The 18,706-nt window shown below is 65.8% G+C and carries 20 protein-coding genes; 14 read left to right on the plus strand and 6 right to left on the minus strand.

Annotated features, from left to right (window positions below):
* The first annotated feature begins 59 nt into the window (after positions 1 to 59).
* The 3 genes from D9599_RS19320 (at position 60) to D9599_RS19330 (ending at position 1,912) form a co-directional block, all read left to right on the plus strand.
* On the plus strand, positions 60 to 539 hold the full coding sequence (locus tag D9599_RS19320; protein ID WP_198382927.1) for a DUF2382 domain-containing protein: 480 nt from the start codon (positions 60 to 62) through the stop codon (positions 537 to 539).
* Positions 539 to 1,555, plus strand: a complete 1,017-nt coding sequence (locus D9599_RS19325; protein WP_232480695.1) for a YsnF/AvaK domain-containing protein — start codon at positions 539 to 541, stop codon at positions 1,553 to 1,555. Before D9599_RS19320 ends, D9599_RS19325 begins: the two co-directional genes overlap by 1 nt.
* Positions 1,556 to 1,654: 99 nt before the next feature.
* The gene (locus D9599_RS19330) at positions 1,655 to 1,912 is read left to right on the plus strand and encodes a GlsB/YeaQ/YmgE family stress response membrane protein (RefSeq protein WP_198382928.1); all 258 of its coding nucleotides are present in this window, start codon (positions 1,655 to 1,657) and stop codon (positions 1,910 to 1,912) included.
* Positions 1,913 to 2,018: 106 nt separating this feature from the next.
* Here the strand turns inward: D9599_RS19330 and D9599_RS19335 are convergent, their stop codons facing one another.
* Entirely contained in the window at positions 2,019 to 2,282 is a 264-nt protein-coding gene (locus D9599_RS19335) for a hypothetical protein (RefSeq protein WP_198382929.1), read from the minus strand.
* Positions 2,283 to 2,475: 193 nt separating this feature from the next.
* Between D9599_RS19335 and D9599_RS19340 the strand changes: the two genes are divergently transcribed.
* The 6 genes from D9599_RS19340 (at position 2,476) to hemE (ending at position 8,066) form a co-directional block, all read left to right on the plus strand.
* Positions 2,476 to 3,051 (plus strand): ferritin-like domain-containing protein, encoded by a 576-nt coding sequence (locus tag D9599_RS19340; protein ID WP_198382930.1) that lies wholly within the window; start codon positions 2,476 to 2,478, stop codon positions 3,049 to 3,051.
* A 408-nt stretch (positions 3,052 to 3,459) separates the two neighbouring features.
* On the plus strand, positions 3,460 to 3,765 hold the full coding sequence (locus tag D9599_RS19345) for a hypothetical protein (RefSeq protein ID WP_198382931.1): 306 nt from the start codon (positions 3,460 to 3,462) through the stop codon (positions 3,763 to 3,765).
* Entirely contained in the window at positions 3,765 to 4,154 is a 390-nt protein-coding gene (locus tag D9599_RS19350; RefSeq protein WP_198382932.1) for an acyl-CoA thioesterase, read from the plus strand. Before D9599_RS19345 ends, D9599_RS19350 begins: the two co-directional genes overlap by 1 nt.
* 210 nt (positions 4,155 to 4,364) lie before the next feature.
* Positions 4,365 to 5,048, plus strand: coding sequence for an HAD family hydrolase (locus tag D9599_RS19355; RefSeq protein WP_198382933.1), 684 nt, complete (start codon positions 4,365 to 4,367; stop codon positions 5,046 to 5,048).
* Between the two features lie 230 nt (positions 5,049 to 5,278).
* The gene (locus D9599_RS19360) at positions 5,279 to 6,853 is read left to right on the plus strand and encodes a Na+/H+ antiporter (protein WP_198382934.1); all 1,575 of its coding nucleotides are present in this window, start codon (positions 5,279 to 5,281) and stop codon (positions 6,851 to 6,853) included.
* Between the two features lie 139 nt (positions 6,854 to 6,992).
* Entirely contained in the window at positions 6,993 to 8,066 is a 1,074-nt protein-coding gene (gene hemE, locus D9599_RS19365; protein WP_198382935.1) for a uroporphyrinogen decarboxylase, read from the plus strand.
* A gap of 1,076 nt (positions 8,067 to 9,142) precedes the next feature.
* Here the strand turns inward: hemE and D9599_RS19370 are convergent.
* A complete protein-coding gene (locus D9599_RS19370; RefSeq protein WP_198382936.1) occupies positions 9,143 to 9,517 on the minus strand; it encodes a cupin domain-containing protein in 375 nt (124 codons plus the stop codon).
* 301 nt (positions 9,518 to 9,818) lie between these two features.
* On the opposite strand from D9599_RS19370, the gene D9599_RS19375 reads away from it, so the two are divergent.
* From D9599_RS19375 to D9599_RS19385, 3 genes are all read left to right on the plus strand, one after another.
* Complete coding sequence (locus D9599_RS19375; protein ID WP_198382937.1) at positions 9,819 to 10,229, plus strand: hypothetical protein; 411 nt, start codon at positions 9,819 to 9,821, stop codon at positions 10,227 to 10,229.
* An 885-nt stretch (positions 10,230 to 11,114) separates the two neighbouring features.
* Entirely contained in the window at positions 11,115 to 11,516 is a 402-nt protein-coding gene (locus tag D9599_RS19380; RefSeq protein ID WP_198382938.1) for a host attachment family protein, read from the plus strand.
* A 489-nt stretch (positions 11,517 to 12,005) separates the two neighbouring features.
* Complete coding sequence (locus D9599_RS19385) at positions 12,006 to 12,569, plus strand: hypothetical protein (protein ID WP_198382939.1); 564 nt, start codon at positions 12,006 to 12,008, stop codon at positions 12,567 to 12,569.
* Positions 12,570 to 12,701: 132 nt separating this feature from the next.
* Here D9599_RS19385 and D9599_RS19390 read toward each other — a convergent pair whose 3' ends face one another.
* From D9599_RS19390 to D9599_RS19400, 3 genes are all read right to left on the minus strand, one after another.
* Positions 12,702 to 15,134 (minus strand): PAS domain-containing sensor histidine kinase, encoded by a 2,433-nt coding sequence (locus D9599_RS19390; protein WP_198382940.1) that lies wholly within the window; start codon positions 15,132 to 15,134, stop codon positions 12,702 to 12,704.
* Positions 15,135 to 15,211: 77 nt separating this feature from the next.
* Positions 15,212 to 15,454, minus strand: coding sequence for a hypothetical protein (locus D9599_RS19395; RefSeq protein ID WP_198382941.1), 243 nt, complete (start codon positions 15,452 to 15,454; stop codon positions 15,212 to 15,214).
* Between the two features lie 286 nt (positions 15,455 to 15,740).
* Complete coding sequence (locus D9599_RS19400; protein ID WP_198382942.1) at positions 15,741 to 16,418, minus strand: hypothetical protein; 678 nt, start codon at positions 16,416 to 16,418, stop codon at positions 15,741 to 15,743.
* Positions 16,419 to 16,649: 231 nt separating this feature from the next.
* Between D9599_RS19400 and D9599_RS19405 the strand changes: the two genes are divergently transcribed.
* Together D9599_RS19405 and D9599_RS19410 are read left to right on the plus strand one after the other, a co-directional pair.
* A complete protein-coding gene (locus D9599_RS19405) occupies positions 16,650 to 17,039 on the plus strand; it encodes a hypothetical protein (protein ID WP_198382943.1) in 390 nt (129 codons plus the stop codon).
* A gap of 197 nt (positions 17,040 to 17,236) precedes the next feature.
* On the plus strand, positions 17,237 to 17,512 hold the full coding sequence (locus D9599_RS19410) for a hypothetical protein (RefSeq protein ID WP_198382944.1): 276 nt from the start codon (positions 17,237 to 17,239) through the stop codon (positions 17,510 to 17,512).
* Positions 17,513 to 17,923: 411 nt separating this feature from the next.
* Here the strand turns inward: D9599_RS19410 and D9599_RS19415 are convergent, their stop codons facing one another.
* Complete coding sequence (locus D9599_RS19415) at positions 17,924 to 18,214, minus strand: hypothetical protein (protein WP_198382945.1); 291 nt, start codon at positions 18,212 to 18,214, stop codon at positions 17,924 to 17,926.
* Between the last annotated feature and the right edge of the window lie 492 nt (positions 18,215 to 18,706).

Genomic DNA, 18,706 nt, shown 5'->3' on the forward strand with positions numbered 1-18,706 from the left:
CGGCACCCGCGACGTGCTGACCGTCCGCGGTGCCCGTGTCGTCTGATCGGGACACGGGGATGCCCGACGTCGAGCCGGTGCCGACGTCGGGCAGCCTGCCCACCAGTGGAAGGACCGAGGAGGTTATCCCACTGGTCGAGGAGGTGCTCCACCTCAGCAAGCGAACCGCCGAGACCGGCCGGGTTCGTGTCTCGCTGACCACCGAGACGGTTGAGGAGACCCTGCGCGAGACCCTACGCAGTCAGCGTACGGAGATCACGCGCGTGCCTGTCGGTCGTGAGGTGAGCGAGGTGCCGGCAACCCGCCAGGAGGGCGATGTGACCATCGTCCCCGTGGTCGAGGAGGAGCTGGTGGTCGTGAGGCGCTTGGTGCTCAGGGAAGAGATCCGGCTGCGCCTCGTCGACAGCGAGGAGAGCGTGGAGCGGCCCGTCGAGCGGCGGGTGCAACGAGCCACGGTTGAGCGACTGGCCCCGGAGCAGGCGACCTCGCCTGCGGGAACGGTCGAGTGGACTGACAACAGGAAAGGAAGCCAACCATAATGCGTACCATCACCGCCATGTTCGACAACCGCGCCCATGCGGATGCGGCCGTCAGCCAGCTCTCCAGCCAGCTGGGCCTCGCGAGCGGCCAGGTTCAGGTGCTCGCCGGTGAGACGAGTTCGACCAGCACGGCGACCTCCGGATCGACATCAGAGGACACAGGCTTCTGGGCCTCGCTGAAGGACCTCTTTGTTCCCGACGAGGACCGTTCGGCCTACGCTGAGGGCATTCGCCGCGGCAACTACGTCGTCTCCGCTCAGGTGGACGAGAGCAAGCTCGACCAGGCTATGGACATCCTGGAGCATAACGGCGCGATCGACCTCGACGCCCAAGAAGAGGAGTGGCGGCAGTCGGGCTGGACCGGCCAGCAGGTCGGCACGACCGGCGCGGTCGGAACCTCTCCGTCCAACCCGGAGTTGGGCATGGCCGCGACCGGTGCAGTTGCAACGGGTGCGGCTTCGGTGGCCGCGCCGGTGACCTCTCATTCCTCCATGCCTGCCGCGTCGGCGACTGCGGCCCGCACCGGTGGCGAGGAGGTGATCCCGATCGTCGAGGAGCAGGTCCGGATCGGCAAGCGCGATGTCGAGCGCGGTCGGGTGCGGGTGCGCTCCTACATCGTGGAGACGCCGGTCACCGAGCAGGTGACGCTGCGTGAGGAGCACGTCGACGTGCAGCGGCGTTCGGTGGACCGTCCGCTGACCGATGCCGACGAGGCCTTCCGCGAGCGCGTCATCGACGCGACCGAGCACGCGGAGGAGGCCGTTGTCGGCAAGGAGGCGCGGGTGAAGGAGGAGCTGGTGATCCGCAAGGACGCGAGCGACCGGACCGAGACGGTGCACGATACCGTTCGCCGCACCGAGGTCGAGGTGGACGACACCACGGGTACGACCGGTACAGCGGGCAGCGTTGGCGTCACCGGCACGACGAGCAGCAACCCGCCTGGCACCGCCGCCAGCCGCGCCGTGGACAGCACGCTCGGCACCAACATCAGCGGCGCCAACCCCGACAAGCGCTAAAGTCCTCCAGGTGGCGGGGGCTGCTCCGGCAGCCCCCGTCTACCTCCGGTACAAACGGGTACTGGATCTAACCCTCTGTCATCCTTTCAGGAGACATCCATGTCGATCATTGCCTGGCTTGTGCTCGGATTGATTGCCGGCTTCGTCGCGAGCAAAATCTACGCTGGCTCTGGACAGGGCGTTGTCATGGACATCGTCCTGGGCATCATCGGAGCCTTCGTGGGTGGCTTCCTCTTCAACACCTTCGGCAGTGCTGGTGTGACCGGCTTCAATCTGTACAGCATGATCGTTGCAATCATCGGCGCCGTCGTCGTGCTTTGGATCTATCACGCCGTCACGGGCCGACGGGGCGGCTGAAGGAGGCTTCCGTTCCGGGCCGATAGCAAACAGTTGGGAGCCCACATCACGACAGCCGGTTTCAACCCGGATTGGTGCTCCTGACCCGGTGCCAAGTCCGCACACACTAGCAAGCTGCCCTCTCCAACTGCGATTTGATCCCAGGGACGTCCTCAGCCAGCAGGGCAAGTCCGAGGGGAAGCATCCACAGGCCGAGGATGGGAAGGATGGAGAACACCCCGCCGATGATGAGAAGGACGGCGCAAGGGGTCCTTAGCCATCGGCGCGACGTCAACCGGAGCCACTCGATGCCCATCCTCATCCGCTGCGGTAGCCTCGCCGACAGCGTGGCTACCCTGACATCCCAGGCAAGTGCCAGATCGTTGGTCATGCCATCCCACCGGTCGAACGTCTCCCCTTTAGATCCCTCCGATGGCATAAGCAGGGCAACACTCTGCGGTCCGCTGAGCTGATCGAATTGAGGCACATCGGGAGCAGGATCTGAGGCAGCTACGTGCCGATGGTCGCGTTCATCTTGCGCCCGGTGGCCAGTTCTGGAAGCCGGAAGTGAAGAGATCCGTCACATGGCCGAAAAGACTTTGCGTGATGCCTTCTACGAGACGCTCAAGGACGTCTACTACGCGGAGAAGCAGTCGGTGCGGGCACTGAAGAAGTCCGCCAAGGCGGCGAAGGCGCCGGAGCTGAAGGAGGCCTTCACCACCCACGCCGAGGAGAGCGCAGGCCAGGTCGAGCGCCTTGTTCAGGTGTTCGAGATCCTCGGCAAGCCCGCGCGCAGCAAGACCTGCGAGGCGATGCAGGGTCTGACGGCGGAGATGGAGGAAGATCTCGAAGATTTCGGCGACACCGAAGCCGCGGACGATGTGCTGATCGGCTGTGCCCAGGCGATCGAGCACTACGAGATCGCCCGCTACGGCCTGCTTAAGACCTGGGCCCGCAAGATCGGTCTGACCGAGGCCGAGCAGCTGCTGGAGCAGACCTTGGAAGAGGAGAAGAAGACGGATGCTCTTCTGACGCAGATTGCCGAGAGCTTCAGCGCACCTGAAGGCAAAGGGAACGAGGAAGAGGAGGCTGAGGAGATGCCGAAGGAGGAAGCTGCCGCGCCCAAGCGCGCCTCGGGAGCCAAGAAGGCAAAGGCATGAGGTAAGCCGACACGCCGCGGGGCTTATGGGCCCCGCGGTGCCCAGCGGGGCAGGGTGCCTGGCAGCCAAAACACCGGACGACGTTTTCTCCGCCAACGCAGAAATGCTGCTTGTCGTTGGTTCTGGGCACGCTGAGCGCCCGTGGTGAGCTTGGGCAGGCCGAGTTGGTGTGCGGCGGGTTCGGGGTCGTATCGGCATAAAGGCCGGGAGGTTGCAGGTAAAGGACGGCTTCTGAGGCGCTACCGTTCCGATAGATCCGTCTCCCCCGCTGCACCGCTGCGTTTAGCGCGGCTCCGGCCACCGCCTTGTGGGGAGCAGCGCGGAATCACGAAGGATGAATCGCCCTGGATAAAGGCATCCGATGCTGCCCATCCGGCGCTGATACGTCGGAGAATGAAGGAACCGACCATGTCTCAGGTGATCACCGGGTTTTTCAACACGCGCCGGGAGGCGGAGATGACCGTGGAGCGGCTGGTGCAGGATCATGGCCTCGATCGGAACAGCGTCCAAGCCATGGCCGAGGGGGAAGAGAACTCGTCAGGCACGGAGGTTTCCGGTGCGGACGCTGCCGATGCGGCGGCCGGCGAGCAGCCGGAAGGCGTGCGGCGCGGCCGGATCGTGGTGCGGGCTGAAGTGGGCGACGAGCTGCTGGAGGTGGCCATGGCCAGCTTTCGCGAGTGCAACGCGACGGAGTTGAAGGCGGAGAAGGGGTAATGGATACCGCGGAAACAGCGGACAGGCTGCCGGAGGTTGAGGGCGGCCCTCATCTGCGCACCGTAGCCATGCCGCGGGACGCCAATGCGAGCGGTGATATCTTCGGCGGCTGGACCCTGTCGCAGATGGACCTGGCCGGCGGCACCTTCGCCGCCGAGCACGCCGGCAGTCGCGTTGTCACCGTTGCCATCGAGGCCATGCGCTTTCTGCGCCCGATCGCGGTCGGCGACGAGGTGAGCTGCTACTGCTGTCTTCAGACAACCGGCGAGACCTCCATCACGGTCAAAGTGGAGACCTGGGCTCGAGGTCGCGGGCGCGGCAAGGCGCCGGAGAAGGTGACAGAGGGCGTGTTCACGTTTGTTGCCGTCGAGAAGGACGGAGAGCCATAGAAGGCGGTTGCGGATAGAACGGAGCCAATCCGCATCGCGGGTCGAAGGCGTGCTACCTGCCGTCAGGAAGTATCCGCGACTGCATCCAATCCGGTGCTGGCAGGAGTGATACGAGTTGATAAGAGCTCGCCCTCCGCTGCCGTCCTTGCGACCACGGTCGCGTTACCTTGCCGGCTGGACTGAGTGGCGACGGCGGGAGACTTCGAGATAATGATCAAAGCTGTACTCTTCGATGTCGACGGAACGCTCGTGGACTCGGTGGATCTGCACGCACAGGCCTGGGTGGATGCCTTCAAGGAGATCGGCCACAACATCTCCTTCGACAGGATGCGGAACCAGATCGGTAAGGGTGGCGACCAGCTCATGCCAGTTTTCCTCCCGCCCGAGGAGTTGGAGGAGAAAGGGAAGGCTCTCGAGAAGCGTCGTGGCGACATCTTCCGTGAGGGCTACCTTCCTCGGGTCCGCGCCTTCCCTGAGGCGGCCGAGTTGCTGAAGCGCGTGGACAAGGCTGGCCTGCGCGCCGCCCTGGCCTCCTCCGCCAACGAGGAGGAACTAGCCGCGCTCAAGCGCATCATCGGCATCGAGGACGCCCGACTGGACGCCGAGACCTCCTCCAGCGACGCCGAGCGCTCGAAGCCCTTCCCCGACATCTTCGAGGCTGCCCTGGCGCAGCTGTCCGGCGTCAGCCCTGATGAGACCATCGTCGTCGGCGACACGCCTTACGACGCCGAGGCCGCCGGCAAGGCGGGCATCCGCATGATCGGCATGCTCTGCGGCGGCTTCCCGGAGGAGGCCCTGCGCGATGCCGGATGCATTGCGATCTACCGCGATCCGGCGCACCTGCTGGCAGAGTACGAGGCCTCACCCCTAGGCGCTGGCGGGATGCCAGATTAGGAAGGCGGCCGCGTTCAAGGGAGCGGGGTATCCTGAGGTTGGTGTCGCCCCGTTAGCCAGCCCGCCCCAGCAATCAGCCGCTGCGGCAAAGTGGGACCGGGTGCTGCCTCCGAGGGGTCGGCGGCGCGCGCACTTGCTTGACGTGTTCTGATCAGCCCGACCGCCCTCCCGCCGCGATGAGTTGAGCCCGAGCAGCCTGGGCCCATCACACCCTACCGGATGCCGATCCCATGCACGTCTTCGAACTCCTGCTGGTTCTCCTCGCCGCCTGCGTCGCCCTTGCGGTCCTCGCGAGCCGCCTGAACCTTCCTCTTGCCGTCACGCTTGTGCTCGGTGGCATGGGGCTGGCTTTCGTCCCGGGCTTGCCACCCCTTGTGCTCGATCCCGAGCTCGTGCTGGCCCTGTTCCTGCCACCGCTCCTGCAGGTCAGTGCCTACCGGACGGACTGGCCTGCCTTCCGCAACCATCTTCGCCCGATCCTGCTGCTGGCGATTGGCGCCGTGTTCTTCACGGCTGGGCTGGTGGCGATCGCCGCCAAGCTGTTCATCCCCTCCCTTCCCTGGTGGGCCGCGATCACTCTCGGCGCCATCGTGGCGCCCCCCGATGCCGTTGCCGCCGCCTCCGTTCTGAGCCGCTTCAAACTACCCAAGCGGATCGTCACGGTGCTGGAGGGCGAGAGCCTGATCAACGATGCCTCCTCGCTTGTGCTATACAAGTTCGCGGTCGCGGCGGTCGGCGTGACGACGGTCAGCTACGGCGAGGGCGCGCTACAGTTCTTCGGTGTGGCGATCGGGGGTGCGCTCGCGGGCTGGCTCATCGGCCGCGCCGCGATGTGGATCTTCACCCACCTCGAGGACACCCTGCTCGACCTCTCGATCACCATCCTCGCCGGCTTCGCCGCCTACCTCGCCGCCGAGGCGATCCACGCCTCCGGCGTCCTCGCGGCCGTCACCTGCGGCCTCGTCCTCGGGCGGCAGCAGCACGCCGAGTTCACCGCGCGCACCCGGATCGAGTTGGTGGCGGTCTGGAACTTCCTGGAGTTCACCCTCACCAGCCTCGTCTTCATCCTCATCGGGCTGCAGCTGCGTGGCATCGTTGCGCGTCTTGCCGATGATGACCTCTGGTCAATCGCTCTTCTGGCGGCCGCCATGTCGGTCACCCTCATCGTGAGCCGCTTCATCTGGGTCTTCGGCTCCGCCTGGCTGCCGCGCGCCTTGTCCCCGGAATTGCGGGAACAGGATCCAACGCCGTGGCGCCATGCAGCCGTCGTCTCCTGGACCGGGATGCGTGGCGTGGTCAGCCTGGCCGCGGCCCTCGCGCTACCCGAGCCATTCCCGGGCCGCGACATCATCCTGTTCCTGGCCTTCTGCGCGATCTTCGTCACCCTGGTGGTCCAGGGAACGACCCTGGGCTGGGTTGTGCGGCGGCTCGGCGTCACCGAGGAGGTGACAGCCCTCCCCGAGCCCGAGACGGCCCAGGCACGCGCCGAGATCACGACGGCTGCACTGGATGCCATCCGGGAACACCTGGACAGCCCCGAAGCCACCGAGCACACCGAGGCAGCGGCCGAGCTGGTGCAAGAGTACGAGGTGCGTGCCGACCGGGCGAGCATCGAGGGACAAGATCCCGAGACCAAGAGCATGCAGCTTGAGGCACAGCAGCGTCTGCGGCTCGTCGCCATTGCTGCTGCGCGCGAGAAGCTAGCCGAAAGAGCGGAAACGATGGATGCCGAGGCTCACCGCGCCCTGGCTGACGAACTCGACCTGGAAGAACAGCAGATCCGGCGCGCACTCGAGGGTGCCTGAGGTCGGCCGCTGTGCGACGCAATCAGCCGTGCTTACCTCGAGGCAGCATCCGTTTCTGCTTGCAGGTTCAACACTGGGGCGACGTGACGAGCGACAATCGCGTCGACAGCTTGCGCGCCTCTTCTAAAGATTAAGTACTATGGTGGACCGCTTGCCGCAAAAACTGCTTATACGCGCCCTGCTGGGCGAAAAGACAGAGCGTCGTCCGGTCTGGCTGATGCGACAGGCAGGGCGCTACCTGCCGGAGTATCGTCATACGCGCGCGATGGCGGGCGGCATGCTGGCGCTGTGCAACTCGCCGGAGCACGCCGTCGAAGTCACTCTCCAGCCTATCCGGCGATTTGGCCTCGATGCCGCTATCCTCTTCGCCGATCTGCCGCAGCTTGCGGCCGCTCTTGGACAGACTCTGGCGTACTACGATGGAGAAGGGCCTGTTCTCTCCCCCCCGATCCGCTCGCCAGAGGATGTGCAACGCCACCTCAGCCTTTCATGCCTGCACGACCGCCTCGCTCCGATCTATGAGACCGTCCGACGCCTTGCAGCCATTCTGCCGCCGGATGTTGCTTTGATCGGCTACGCGGGAGCACCTTGGACGGTCGCGACCTACATGGTCGAAGGCCGGGCCGGCAAGTCCAAGGATCATGCGGCCGTTCGACGCTGGGCCCTAAGCGATCCGGATGGCTTCCAACCCTTGATCGACCTGATCACCACGGCCGCCATCCAGTTCCTGGAGCGCCAGATCGCGGCCGGTGCTGAAGCGATCCAGCTGTTCGAGAGCTGGGCCGGCATCTTGCCGGAACCCTTCTTTCAACGCTGGTGCGTCGAGCCTGTCGTTCGCATCGTGAAAGCACTGCGCGCGACGCACCCGGACGTGCCGATTATTGCCTTCCCACGCGTGGCGGGACTCCTCTACCACGGCTATGCTGAGGCCACGCAGGTTAACTGCGTCGGCCTCGACAGCACCGTGCCTCTGAGTTGGGCTGTAGAGGCTATTCAGCACCGCCTGGGACGCTGCATCCAGGGCAACCTGGACCCTCTGATGCTCGTCACCGGAGGCAAGCCGATGGTGAACGAGATCGATCGCATACTTCAGGCCACGAGCCAGGGACCGTTCGTCTTCAACCTCGGCCACGGCATCGAGAAGACCACACCGCCCGAGCATGTGACCGCTTTGGTAGAACAGGTAAGAGCGTGGCGGCGGCCGGTCGGGTAAGGCTGGAGGACTGCTTGACCAGATGCTTGTCGGAGACGGGCCGCCCCCGCCCCAGTAGATATCTGCTCCGGTGCGAGCTTCTTGGTGAAGAGGTTTGCAAGGATCGGAGCGGTCGCCTCTGACCAGGACGGCATCGCCGCTCATGACCAGCGATCGGCGATGCCGTGACGCGTTGACCAACATCTTCCGATTTCACACTTCGGATGCACGTCAGGATCCTAGTCGTACTGTGTCGTCTCCGGTCTTCGGCTTGGGGCTGAATTTGCGGACAGCAGGGACATCGGGGCAAACCAGCGATGAGGCTGACGGCGAGCTGCTGCCGGAGTGTCGCGATAGAATTCGCGGCGTGGCACTCAGACCGGATGGCCGCGCTCAAGCGCTTGCCACTGCTGGACCATTCGCGGGGTCGGGCGATCTCCGCCACGGTGTGTTCCGTCGCGAACGCACGGGATCCCGGCACCGCGCTCGGCAGATCCAGAGGTGGGTGCGTCGGCCCCTCGCCACTGCCTCAACCAGTGCGGTGGCCAGGGGCTGCGCGGACTTCCACCCGCCGCATCTTCCCGCCCTGCAGAAGGGGTCTAAATCGGGGCGGAGGGCTTTGCCGCAGTACGCACGCGGTGGAGGGAGGATCTCTCCTCGATGCTAATCCGTGCGGCAAGCATCAACGGGCGGGTAAGTGCTACCAGTTTTCATCTGCTCGAGTAGACGAAAGCGATAGCTTTGGTCGCCCTCCATCGGCAAGCGACGGACACCCCACAACTCCCCCATGCGATCTAAGGCAATTCCGCTCGCGAGCCTGGATGGCTTGGGCGGAGTGTCGATAATTTTGAGCATGGTGCAGTCTATAGGCGCTTCACTTCGATGGAAGCGAGGGGAAATAAGGTGCCCCTCTCTGCGTCAGCCCAGTGAGGACTGAAAGTTGTCGGATGCGTAAGGTCTAACCGCACTTAAGTCGGAATGATCAGCAAGGCGGCCGAGGAGTTCTTTGTTCTCAACAAGCGGGTGGATCTGAGCCGCTGCTATTTTTCGTCGTGCGCAAGAGCTTTCCAGACAGAGTGAGGTCTTTCGGGCCTGTGTCAGGCGGGGTCGGAGGCCTCGTCCTTCCTGGTCCGCGGTGGATCGTAGACCGTGAGGACGATCATGTCGTCCGCGCCGAGGTTGCGGAGGGAATGGTGCTGGCCAGCCTTCACCAGGGCTACGGTACCTGGGGTGACCGGGGACGTTTCTGAGCCAATGGTGATGTCGCCGGTGCCGCTGATGAAGTAGAGAAGATGGTTCCACGGCTCAACATGGGGAACGGAGTGATCCCCAGGCTCAAGGCGCACGAGCTCGCTGTTGAAGGCACCGATATAAGTCGCGTCCGAAAGGGCCTTGTACTCGAAGCCGCGCGCGCCGGGCAGGTCACGCAGGTTCTTCCAAGGCAGGTCGTTGGCTGAGAAAACCGAGGTCATGTTCCCCCTCCGATGATGTGCAGGAGGCTGCGCGGAAGCAGCCATATCTAATTTGTGGGCTGCAGTCAGCGCGTACCGCGGCTTTGTAAGCGAAGGCGGAGTTAAGGGCGACGCAGACACAAAGGGTGGACCGAATGCAGACGTTCTGGTTGAAAATGGCCATCTACCGGACACTGAACGAGCAAGGCATCACCACGTCCGCGGGATCGGTGCTGTCCTGGATCTCCCGGCGATGGAGGCAGCCGCGGCAAGGCGGCCTAGCGCAACGCGAGGCCGCAGCGACGCGGTCAGGGGTACAGCTATGACCAGAGACGACGGCGGAGCGGAGGTGGCTTTCAACCTTGCTGTGGGAGAGCCGGACATTTCCAGTCCCGCCACCCAGCGCGAGCTGGGGGAACTAACGCACCCTCTCCTCGGCCTCGGTGCTCATCCCCGCTTCTACATGCGGGATGCCGACGCAGCGCCTGCCATCAACCTCGGCCAAATCACCTTGGCCCTTGGTCCAGCCGCCATCACAGGCCTTACCGCAGCGGCGGCAACGTGGCTGCAGGGTAGGGCGGGCCGGAAGGTCAAGGTGAAGTTTGGCAGCGTAGAGGCCGAAGGCGCTACGGTGGAAGAGGTGCGCCAACTGCTGGAGCTAGCGGCAAAAGTCCAGGCCAGAGCTCCGGTGGAGGAGCAGGACGGCGAGGGCGAGGATGGACAAAACGACTGACGCAAAACCCGAGCCCGTCGGTCAAGGCCGCTAGGCACCGGGCTACACTGCAACAAAAAATGCTCAGCAAGGAATTTTAACGAGGGTACAACTTATACGCTTTCATTCCCTACCTTTTGCAATCAGTTGGACATATCATTTCGCATTGTGGAGCAAACCCGCATGGCCCTGCCTGAACCCTGACGGAGAAACGCTGATGTTATTTTCCTTTCTTCGCGCCGGCGCGGGGGTGCTTGCCCTCGGTGCCCTCGCCGCTTGTGCACAGCCGGACCCCCTGAACACCGCCGGTCGCCCGGATGACACTCCTGGTAACCCGCCCGGCACCGCCACTTCCCGCGCTCTGGATCGCGCTGGCGACCCGTTGAACACTGCCGGCCGTCCGGACGGTACGCCTGGCAACCCGTCTGGTACGGCTGCCTCCCGCGCGGTTGATCGCGCAGCCGGCACTAACACCTCAGGCGCTTACCCTGGCCAGTCTGACGGCACCCGCGCCAACCCTCGTGGCACGGCAGTCAGCCGCTCGCTGGGTACGACCGGTCGCTGAGACAAAGGCCGCCCTGAGGTTGATCCTCAGGGTGGTCTTTCCTTACAGCAAGTGCCGCGCCGGAGGGGAGCCGCACCATAACAGAGGACGAGCCCGAGCCGGTGCGCCGCGGCCGGGAAGCCATGGCGCAGTCCGTAGGCGAGTTCGCGGACCCGGCATCGCAATGGGATCTGGTGGTGCAGTGCGCTGACCCTGCGAGAGACAGCGGGTCTGGTGGCAGACTTGCTGGACCGACCAAGCGTTCCGTGGGTGGTCATGCGCCCAAGTCTCGGTCTTTCGAGCCAACTCGGCGTTGCATTCCGACGGCCGGCTTGGCCCGTCCTCACTAAGGAGACACTACCATGGCCCATAGCATCCCCAACAAGGCTCTCGTCCTCGTCGCCGACGGCGGCAAAGCGATCCTGTTCCGTAATACCGGCCACGGTGGCGACGTTACTCTGCACGAGGAGCGGCGGCTGACCCTCTCCGACTTCAGCAATGACGGTCCCTCCGGCTCTCAGGGAACGGAGGCCTCTCCGGGCGACACCGATGAGGCTACCTTCGGCAAGAAGCTCGCCCAAACTCTGCAGACCATGAAGGCGGCTAACGGGTACGAGGACCTCGTCATTGTTGCGGACCCTCAGACTCTCGGGGAGCTTCGCAAGGTCATGCACAAGACGGTCGAGGCCAGTGTCGTGCACACGCTCGCCAAGGACCTGACGAACCACGCGGGCGCGGAGATTGCGGCTGCTCTTGTGAAGTAGCGCGCGTCTAAACTGGAGGGGCCTATCTGCTCCTCCAGCAGGGCGTAGAGGGGGGTGGACACGACCGGCGAGAGGGCGACGGCTCTCCTGCGAAGGGCGAGACGCGATTGGTGCCCCCCTATTTTGCAGCTCGGCGGATCTTTCTCCAGACCCAGCACCGCCTTCGCGCCCCAGTCCTTTGCCTTGGCTCCCCTTCGGGTCGGAACCGCTCATCGAGACGGAAGCCAGCCCGATTTTTACTCGTCCGGCTTCACCGACCCCATCAGGCAGCCTTTGGCGCGTTAAGGAGAAGAAGTCGCCTCGGAGAGTGGCAGATGAGCGGGTGGAGCCGAGAACAACGTTTTGACATGAAGGTGTTGAGCGCCTTGGCGGTGATGATCTTCGTGGTGTCCGTGCTCATGCTCACGGTCGCCAGTGATATGTTCTGGAGCGCGCTGAGATAAGGCGCTGGCGAGGGGCCGTTGTCGTCTCTGCGGTGCCCCAGCAGGTATGATCCCCAGCCCCGCCGTGCAAAGCCGTGACGACGACGGGTGCGATGCGCGACCCTGGTACAGTGTTGGAGATGCCTCCTACCCCGCCGCCATGCGAACCCTGGCCTTTCTCCTCCTGCTCACCGGCAGCCTCGCCGCCGCAACCATCGATGATCGACCTCTCCCCAGCACCGTCTCCTACCTCCTGGGCGGCGTCGTGAGCGGCCCCTACCGCCTCACCGTCGATCTGGAGACTGGTCGACTGTCCGAGGCCAAGCCACCTCCGGGCGTTCACGGCGACGGCGCCCGGGTGTCCGCGGCGGATCTTTCCGAAACGGCCCGTCGCGCCCTGACGCCCGCCGAGCGCAACACGTTCCGTGTGCTCGCCGCTCCCGTGTGGCGCGACGGCGCGGCACGGCGCGGTTGCCTCGAGTTCAGCATGGACGCCCTGGTGCAATTGGCCATCACCGCCGGCGGCGTCGAGCGACGCTCTGACGCGCCAGCGCAATGCCTGACACCCGATGCCGTGGCGCTGCGGCGGGCGTTGCTCTGCGCGGCCGATCCCGTCACTGGCTGCTCGTGACGGCGCGGGCAACATCCCGGGATCAGGGCGCCCCGACCTCATGCCACCTTTCCCCTGCTGAACCAGGCTGAACCCGGTGACCGCGAAGCTGCGTGAAACGGCCATGCTGGTCACGCGGGCAAAATTTCGGGACTACTGTCTGGTCTTCGCTGTCCCACCATCCAGGATGGTTTGCACGCGGCGCGCCAGGGCGTCGAGCTCGAACGGCTTACCGATGACCTCAATGCCGGGCGGGAGCGCCGTCCCGGCGTAGCCGGTGATGAACAGCACCGGCAGACCTGGAAATTGCTCGCGCGCCGCCTCGGCCACTTGTCGGCCGTTCATCCCGTTCGGCAACCCCACGTCAGTGACCAGCAGGTCCGGCTGCGTGGAGGAGGCCAGTACTCCGAGTGCCTCCGGCCCGTCCCGCGCCTCCAGCACCGTGTAGCCCAGTTCGCGCAGCCGGTCGGCCACCGGACGCCGCACCGCATCCTCGTCATCGATCAGCAGCACCGTCCTTGCCACACCGGCCCTCTCCGGCACCGGGGTTGCGGCCGGATCCTCGACCGTTTCCAGGTGCCTGTGCAGCGGCAGGAGCAGGCGAACCGTCGTGCCCTGCCCGACGGTGCTCCCGATCCGCATCAGCCCGCCCGACTGCCGCACGAAGCCGTAGACCTGACTAAGCCCGAGCCCTGTTCCCTGGCCCTGTGGCTTGGTCGTGAAGAACGGCTCCAGGATGCGGTCCAGGATCTCGGGCGGTATGCCGGCGCCGGTGTCCTCGACCACCACCGCCACGTAGTCGCCGGGTGCAGGGTCGTCGCCGCGCCGCAGGTCCTCTGCTGAAAGTTGCACGTCCTCCGTGCCGATCGCCAGGCGCCCGCCTTCGGGCATGGCGTCGCGCGCATTGATGCAGAGGTTCAATAGTGCGTTCTCCAGCTCGCTGGCGTCGCATAGAACATTTCCAGCGCTATTACGCAGGCGCAGATCCACCGCAATTCCTGGTCCCACTGTTCGGCGGATCATGTCCGCCATCCCGGCGACCAGGCCATCCGCGTCCACCGGCTTGGTCTCGAGGCGCTGGCGGCGCGCGAAGGCCAGCAGGCGCCGTGTCAGCCCCGCCGCCCGGCTCGTCGCCTCGCGCGCCGCGTCCAGGTAGCGCGTTACTTCGTCGAGCCGGCCAGCCTCGAGCCGTCGGCGCGCCATGTCGAGCCCACCCCCAACGCCCTGGAGCATATTGTTGAAGTCGTGCGCGATGCCGCCGGTGAGCTGGCCGACCGCCTCCATCTTCTGCGCCTGCCGCAGCGTCTCCTCGGCGGCCATCAGCTCCCTCGTGCGCGTGGCGACGAGCGCTTCCAGCTCCTCCCGACCGCGGGCCAGCACCTCGCGCGCCCGCACCATGTCCTCGACATCGGTGCAGGTGCCGAACCAGCGGGCGATCTGGCCCCGCGGGTGTTCCTCATCAGGGGCGTCGTGCACGGGCACCCCGCGGGCGATGAACCAGCGATAGGCGCCGTCCATGCCGCGAAGGCGGTACTCGATCTCATAATCCTTGCCGGTTCGCAGACTGTGACCCCAGCGCTCTTGCGCGGGCGTCAGGTCGTCGGGATGGATGATGGTGGTCCAACCCTGGGCTGCGGGCTGCTCACGCGACAGGCCGGTGTACTCGTACCAGCGCCGATTGTAGTAGTCGTACTGCCCATCGGCGTGGGCAGTCCAGGCGATCTGCGGCACCGCGTCCACGGTGGCACGCAGGCGCGCTTCGCTCTCGCGTAGGGCCTCTTCGGTCCGCTTGCTGTCGGTCACGTCGCGCCAGAAGATCGCGACGCCTCCGTCCGGGGTTGGATAGACCCGCGCGTCAAGCCAGGAGGTGCGGCCGTCCGGCCAGACGTAGCAGTGTTCGAGAGAGCCGGGCATGCGCTCGTGCATCACGCGGCTGAGAAGCGCGCCGATCGGCGCCCTCTCGGAGCCCGGGAAGGCGGCCCAATGCGACTGCCCCACGAGTTCTTCGCGCGACCGGCGGTTGAGCCTGAGCGCCTCCTTGTTGACGTCGCGGATGGTGAAATCGGAGCCGAGCAGCGTGAAGCCCTCGGCCACGGAATTGAGCACATCACGCAGCCGCGCTTCGCTCTCGCGCAGCGCCGCCTGGGCCCGACGGCGATCGGTGACCTCGGCCAGGAGCTCCAGCACCCCCTCGACGGCACCCGAGGCGTCCCGGATCGGTGACCAGGTGGTGTCGAACGCGCGCTCCTCAGGTTGTCCGTCCGGTCCGCGCAAGATGACGTTAAGGTCAGGGATCCGTGTTGCCCGGCTGGCGAAGGCGGCCTCCATTATGGGGGCAAGCACCTCCGCATGGACCTCCGGCCAGTTCTCCGCTGCCGGGCGGCCAAGCAGGGTGGGGTGCCGATCCTTCGCAATGGGGCTGTAGGCGTCGTTGTAGAGCTGGATCTGGGCCGGTCCCCACAGGATGTTGGCGGGCCCAGGCATGGCGAGCACCATGTCCACGGCGGTGCGCAGGCTTCCTGGCCAGCCCTCGACAGGGCCGAGAGGGGTCGCGCCCCAGTTATGCGCGCGGATGCGACAGGCCATCTCGCCATCGCCAAGCGGCCATTGGGATTGTTCTGCTCGCCGGTCAGCCATTCCAGAGTAACGTCGGCTACCTGAGATTAGCTGAGCGCCCCCGCCCGCAGCACGCCAGGCGCCCAGTCCTGATCAATGCGTTCGGTCGACAGCCGCGCGGGCATGTCGAGTAAGACGGGCTCTGCGAGGGGGACCGCGCGCTTCTCGGCCGTCTTCCCTGCCACCGGGATGATCGTGTCGTCGGCCATAAGCGTGGGAACAATGACGGTGGTGGGCTTTCCCTCGGCCGGCGGCCCGAAGAGGAGGGGCCCGGAGGTCGCTTCCTTCACAGCTTATCCTCCAGCAAGTCGGGAGCACCGTGTCCAGGCCAATGTGCTGGATGGCTTCCTGCCCACTAACGCCTGATCGACCGGTCTGATCTGCTCGACGGGCTCAACCAGGCCGAGAGGGGAGGCGAGTGGGCGGAGCGCGCCCTCGGTCGGGCCGAGGAGGTCAGGCGGCCGGAGATGGGGAGCCGAAGGCCCAAACTGCCGCCGAGCCGCGACTTCCAATGAGGACGGGCAGGGGAAGGGACAGCCGCTGTTCAGGTGCGGGCAGGCGCTACAGCAGTTCCAGTCAGGCCAGGTCCGCGCGGTCTTCTGCTCGCTTCTGCCCTGACGGGCGACGCTGGCGTGCCGCCGATACAGCGGCGGGGAAGGGGAGCTGCATGGAGGGACCGTCGTTCCGCCGTTCCCGTGCCCCACGTGGCTGAGGCTCGGCCGCGGGCGCGTCGGTAACGCCCGGCACTGGCCAGAAGCAATCCACCCGGCCTTCCTCACCCCGGAGCGCGAGAAAGACCACGCGCGTCACCTCGCCGTCCTCACCCGTTTCCACAGCCAGGCGGAACATCAGCCCCTCCGCCTCGTCCCCGCTGCCAAGTGCCAGCGCCAACTGCTGCGCCTCGCTCTCCTGCTGGCGGAGCGTGCGCTTACTTGGCTCGTCGGCATCACCACGGAAGAACCGTACCGGCACGCCCTCGATCAGAAAAACAAAGTGGTGCGTCTCGTCCAGCACGCCGAGCCAGGGGTAGCGGCCCGCCTCAGCGGCGCGGCGGAGCCGGTTGCGGCTAAAGGAGTAGGCGCGGCAACCGATCGACCAAGCGTCGTCGCCGGCCCAGCTGTCCGCCATGGCAAGCGCGTCGGTGCGCCCGCGCGCGAGCAGGCGGGCGCAGGCGGTGATGCGTTCCTCCGTCAGCGCAGGATGAAGATCCCAGGGAAGGCGTGCCTTCGGCGCGGCGTTGGCCTTGTTCGTCATGCCGACAGCATAGCGTATGATCTCGATCAATAGGACAGCGGATCGGGAGCGACGCCACGCGGCTCCGGAACTGACAGTTGCTATACCCTGACATTCCAATATTAACCGGCTTTCCCCAACGGGCTTCGGATAACCACTGGAGGCTGGGCAGGCCGGCAATTCGCTCCTCTCTCATCCCGGCTTTGGAAGCGATCTAGCGTCAGGGTCCGCCCTCGTCAGGGAGACAGGTACTTGCAAGGGCTTCTGCAAGAGGCAGATATCCGCGCCGGCTTGACGGCTGGTGGGCGGATCGAGAGCGTCGTCATTGTGGCTCGTCGTGACGAGGCCGCCGGGGTGGAGCACGTCCCCTACCTGCTGCCGAGTTGGCGGCGGGGCTATGTCGCCATCGGGCTATTCCGGGGCGCGGGCGTGCGCGCCTACCGCGATCTCACGCGCCTGGTGCGGTTTGTGCGCGACGACCTTGGCTACCGTGGTCCCGTCACCTTACACGAGCAGGACTGCCCGAAGCTCAGCAAGCTTCGCTCCGTCGCTGCTGGCGCAACCTCGAGTAGCGCGGCGCTGGCCGGTCTACCGCAAGCCGCCGGAGGTCATGACACGAAGCAGGACACGCCCGACACCTGAGGAGCCAGGCGGTCGGCTTGTGGCTACGTCGTCTCGGGAATGACTGTCATTGCGCAGCTTGCCGGCCGCTGCGCCCTGTCCGTCACCTTTGAGACGCTGGCCAATGTCATGCGCGCGGGAAGCGACGCTCAGCCGTTCGCCCTCGACCTGAAAGGACCGGGCGGCGGTCCGATCCACCCGGGACGCGGGAAACGGCCATGGCCCTCGCCATGCCCTTGATCGAGCGCCAGGGCCGTTCCACGGGGCTGGCGCTCATGCAGGTGAACAGCGGCAACCTGCGCGAAGGCGACGCCGGGGTGAGGCGCGCCTGCAGCGCGCGCTTCGCACAGCCTTCTCCCGCTACGGCACCGGCCATCTCGAGTGAAGCATTGCCAATGGGTACGTCCAGCGGACGGCAATGGCATTTCTGCGGTGAGGGTACGCGCAAGGGCGCTACTGGAATTCTCCTGAAGTGGGGCGCCGTACAGAGGTGAGGATTGGCCCTTTCCGCATCCAGGCTGCTTGACACCCCAGCATGACGCGCACCGCTTTCGTAGCACCTATTCGGCCGCCGTACTCCGGCCGCTACCATGGTTGCAGGAAACTCGCCTCAGGGAAGACCCTGGAGGGCGTCCGGTTTTCCTCGATATCCTCCCATCTTTACAGCCTGAACCCGGCCGAGCGCGCCACCGCGACGATGTGCTTTGCCTGAACCGGAGCGCTTCAGGTCTGACGCGTTGAACCATGTGTCCAGATGCGGTTCGGCCCTGCCGCGCCGTCGGTCACAGAGCCGGACTATGTGGTTGAGAGCGTTGACTCGCGGCCCGTGCCCGCTGAAACCCGGCAACGCAGTCATGGAGGCGGCGCCTGAGTGAACCAGGGCCGCCTCTGCGCTCAGCCAGGGGTTAGGCGAGGTCGTTCGAGCTCTCGGGCGAGGGTGCCACATCCGCTTCGCGTGTGGGTAGCTCGTCCTTGCGGGACTCGTCGGCGTCGGAGTTCGAGCCGTCACCGGTCAGGTTCTGCGAGAGCTCGGCCGCAGCGTTGAGGCCGGACGCCATAGCAGAAGCGGCCATGGCGGCACCGGCTGCGGCCATGGCAGCGGGAAGGGACATCGCGGTACCGGCCTGCTGCTCATCTCCTTCAGGCCGTGACGCGGCGGTGTTGGAGGACTTCCCCGCGCCGTCGCCGCCGTTCACCTCCCTCTCGTCGGGTGCTGATCGTGCACGCCGTGTGCCACGGGCCGCGGCAGGCGCAGCCGTCCGGGAAGGGGCAACCCGTTTGGACGGCGCCGGGCTCGATGTGTCGGCATTGGACGACTTCGTCCGGGCCGCGGGCGTAGCCTGTGGAGTGCGCCGAGCCGGGGACTTTGCCGGGGCGGCAGAGGGCCGCGACGTGCGGGTGCTGGCAAGTGTCGCCTTGCCCTTAGCAGGTGTTGAGGCTCGAGCCTGGACCTTGGACTTCGCCGCGACGCTTTTCGGTACAGACGGCTTTGTCGCCCGGGCCGAACTCGCAGCCGAGGCCGCGCGCTTGCCAGATGCGGTTACGGGTTTTGCGGGCTGCCGCGCCGTCGTCGCTGCCGCACGAGGGCTGCGGGCAGCGGTTTTGGTTGTGCCCTTGGCGCTCGCGGCGGCGCGGGATGACGTCCTGGCCTTGGCCACAGCAGGTCGGGAGCTAGCCTTCTCTGCCTT

It is taken from the genome of Roseomonas sp. KE2513 (genome assembly GCF_016107305.1).
Taxonomy (GTDB): Bacteria; Pseudomonadota; Alphaproteobacteria; order Acetobacterales; family Acetobacteraceae; genus Roseomonas.

Bases quoted from the DNA above. Each gene is read 5' to 3' on its own strand.
- D9599_RS19320 (WP_198382927.1), top strand. From the start codon at position 60: ATGCCCGACGTCGAGCCGGTGCCGACGTCGGGCAGCCTGCCCACCAGT.
- D9599_RS19325 (WP_232480695.1), top strand. From the start codon at position 539: ATGCGTACCATCACCGCCATGTTCGACAACCGCGCCCATGCGGATGCG.
- D9599_RS19330 (WP_198382928.1), top strand. From the start codon at position 1,655: ATGTCGATCATTGCCTGGCTTGTGCTCGGATTGATTGCCGGCTTCGTC.
- D9599_RS19335 (WP_198382929.1), bottom strand. From the start codon at position 2,282: ATGACCAACGATCTGGCACTTGCCTGGGATGTCAGGGTAGCCACGCTG.
- D9599_RS19340 (WP_198382930.1), top strand. From the start codon at position 2,476: ATGGCCGAAAAGACTTTGCGTGATGCCTTCTACGAGACGCTCAAGGAC.
- D9599_RS19345 (WP_198382931.1), top strand. From the start codon at position 3,460: ATGTCTCAGGTGATCACCGGGTTTTTCAACACGCGCCGGGAGGCGGAG.
- D9599_RS19350 (WP_198382932.1), top strand. From the start codon at position 3,765: ATGGATACCGCGGAAACAGCGGACAGGCTGCCGGAGGTTGAGGGCGGC.
- D9599_RS19355 (WP_198382933.1), top strand. From the start codon at position 4,365: ATGATCAAAGCTGTACTCTTCGATGTCGACGGAACGCTCGTGGACTCG.
- D9599_RS19360 (WP_198382934.1), top strand. From the start codon at position 5,279: ATGCACGTCTTCGAACTCCTGCTGGTTCTCCTCGCCGCCTGCGTCGCC.
- hemE (WP_198382935.1), top strand. From the start codon at position 6,993: ATGGTGGACCGCTTGCCGCAAAAACTGCTTATACGCGCCCTGCTGGGC.
- D9599_RS19370 (WP_198382936.1), bottom strand. From the start codon at position 9,517: ATGACCTCGGTTTTCTCAGCCAACGACCTGCCTTGGAAGAACCTGCGT.
- D9599_RS19375 (WP_198382937.1), top strand. From the start codon at position 9,819: ATGACCAGAGACGACGGCGGAGCGGAGGTGGCTTTCAACCTTGCTGTG.
- D9599_RS19380 (WP_198382938.1), top strand. From the start codon at position 11,115: ATGGCCCATAGCATCCCCAACAAGGCTCTCGTCCTCGTCGCCGACGGC.
- D9599_RS19385 (WP_198382939.1), top strand. From the start codon at position 12,006: ATGATCCCCAGCCCCGCCGTGCAAAGCCGTGACGACGACGGGTGCGAT.
- D9599_RS19390 (WP_198382940.1), bottom strand. From the start codon at position 15,134: ATGGCCTGTCGCATCCGCGCGCATAACTGGGGCGCGACCCCTCTCGGC.
- D9599_RS19400 (WP_198382942.1), bottom strand. From the start codon at position 16,418: ATGACGAACAAGGCCAACGCCGCGCCGAAGGCACGCCTTCCCTGGGAT.
- D9599_RS19410 (WP_198382944.1), top strand. From the start codon at position 17,237: ATGGCCCTCGCCATGCCCTTGATCGAGCGCCAGGGCCGTTCCACGGGG.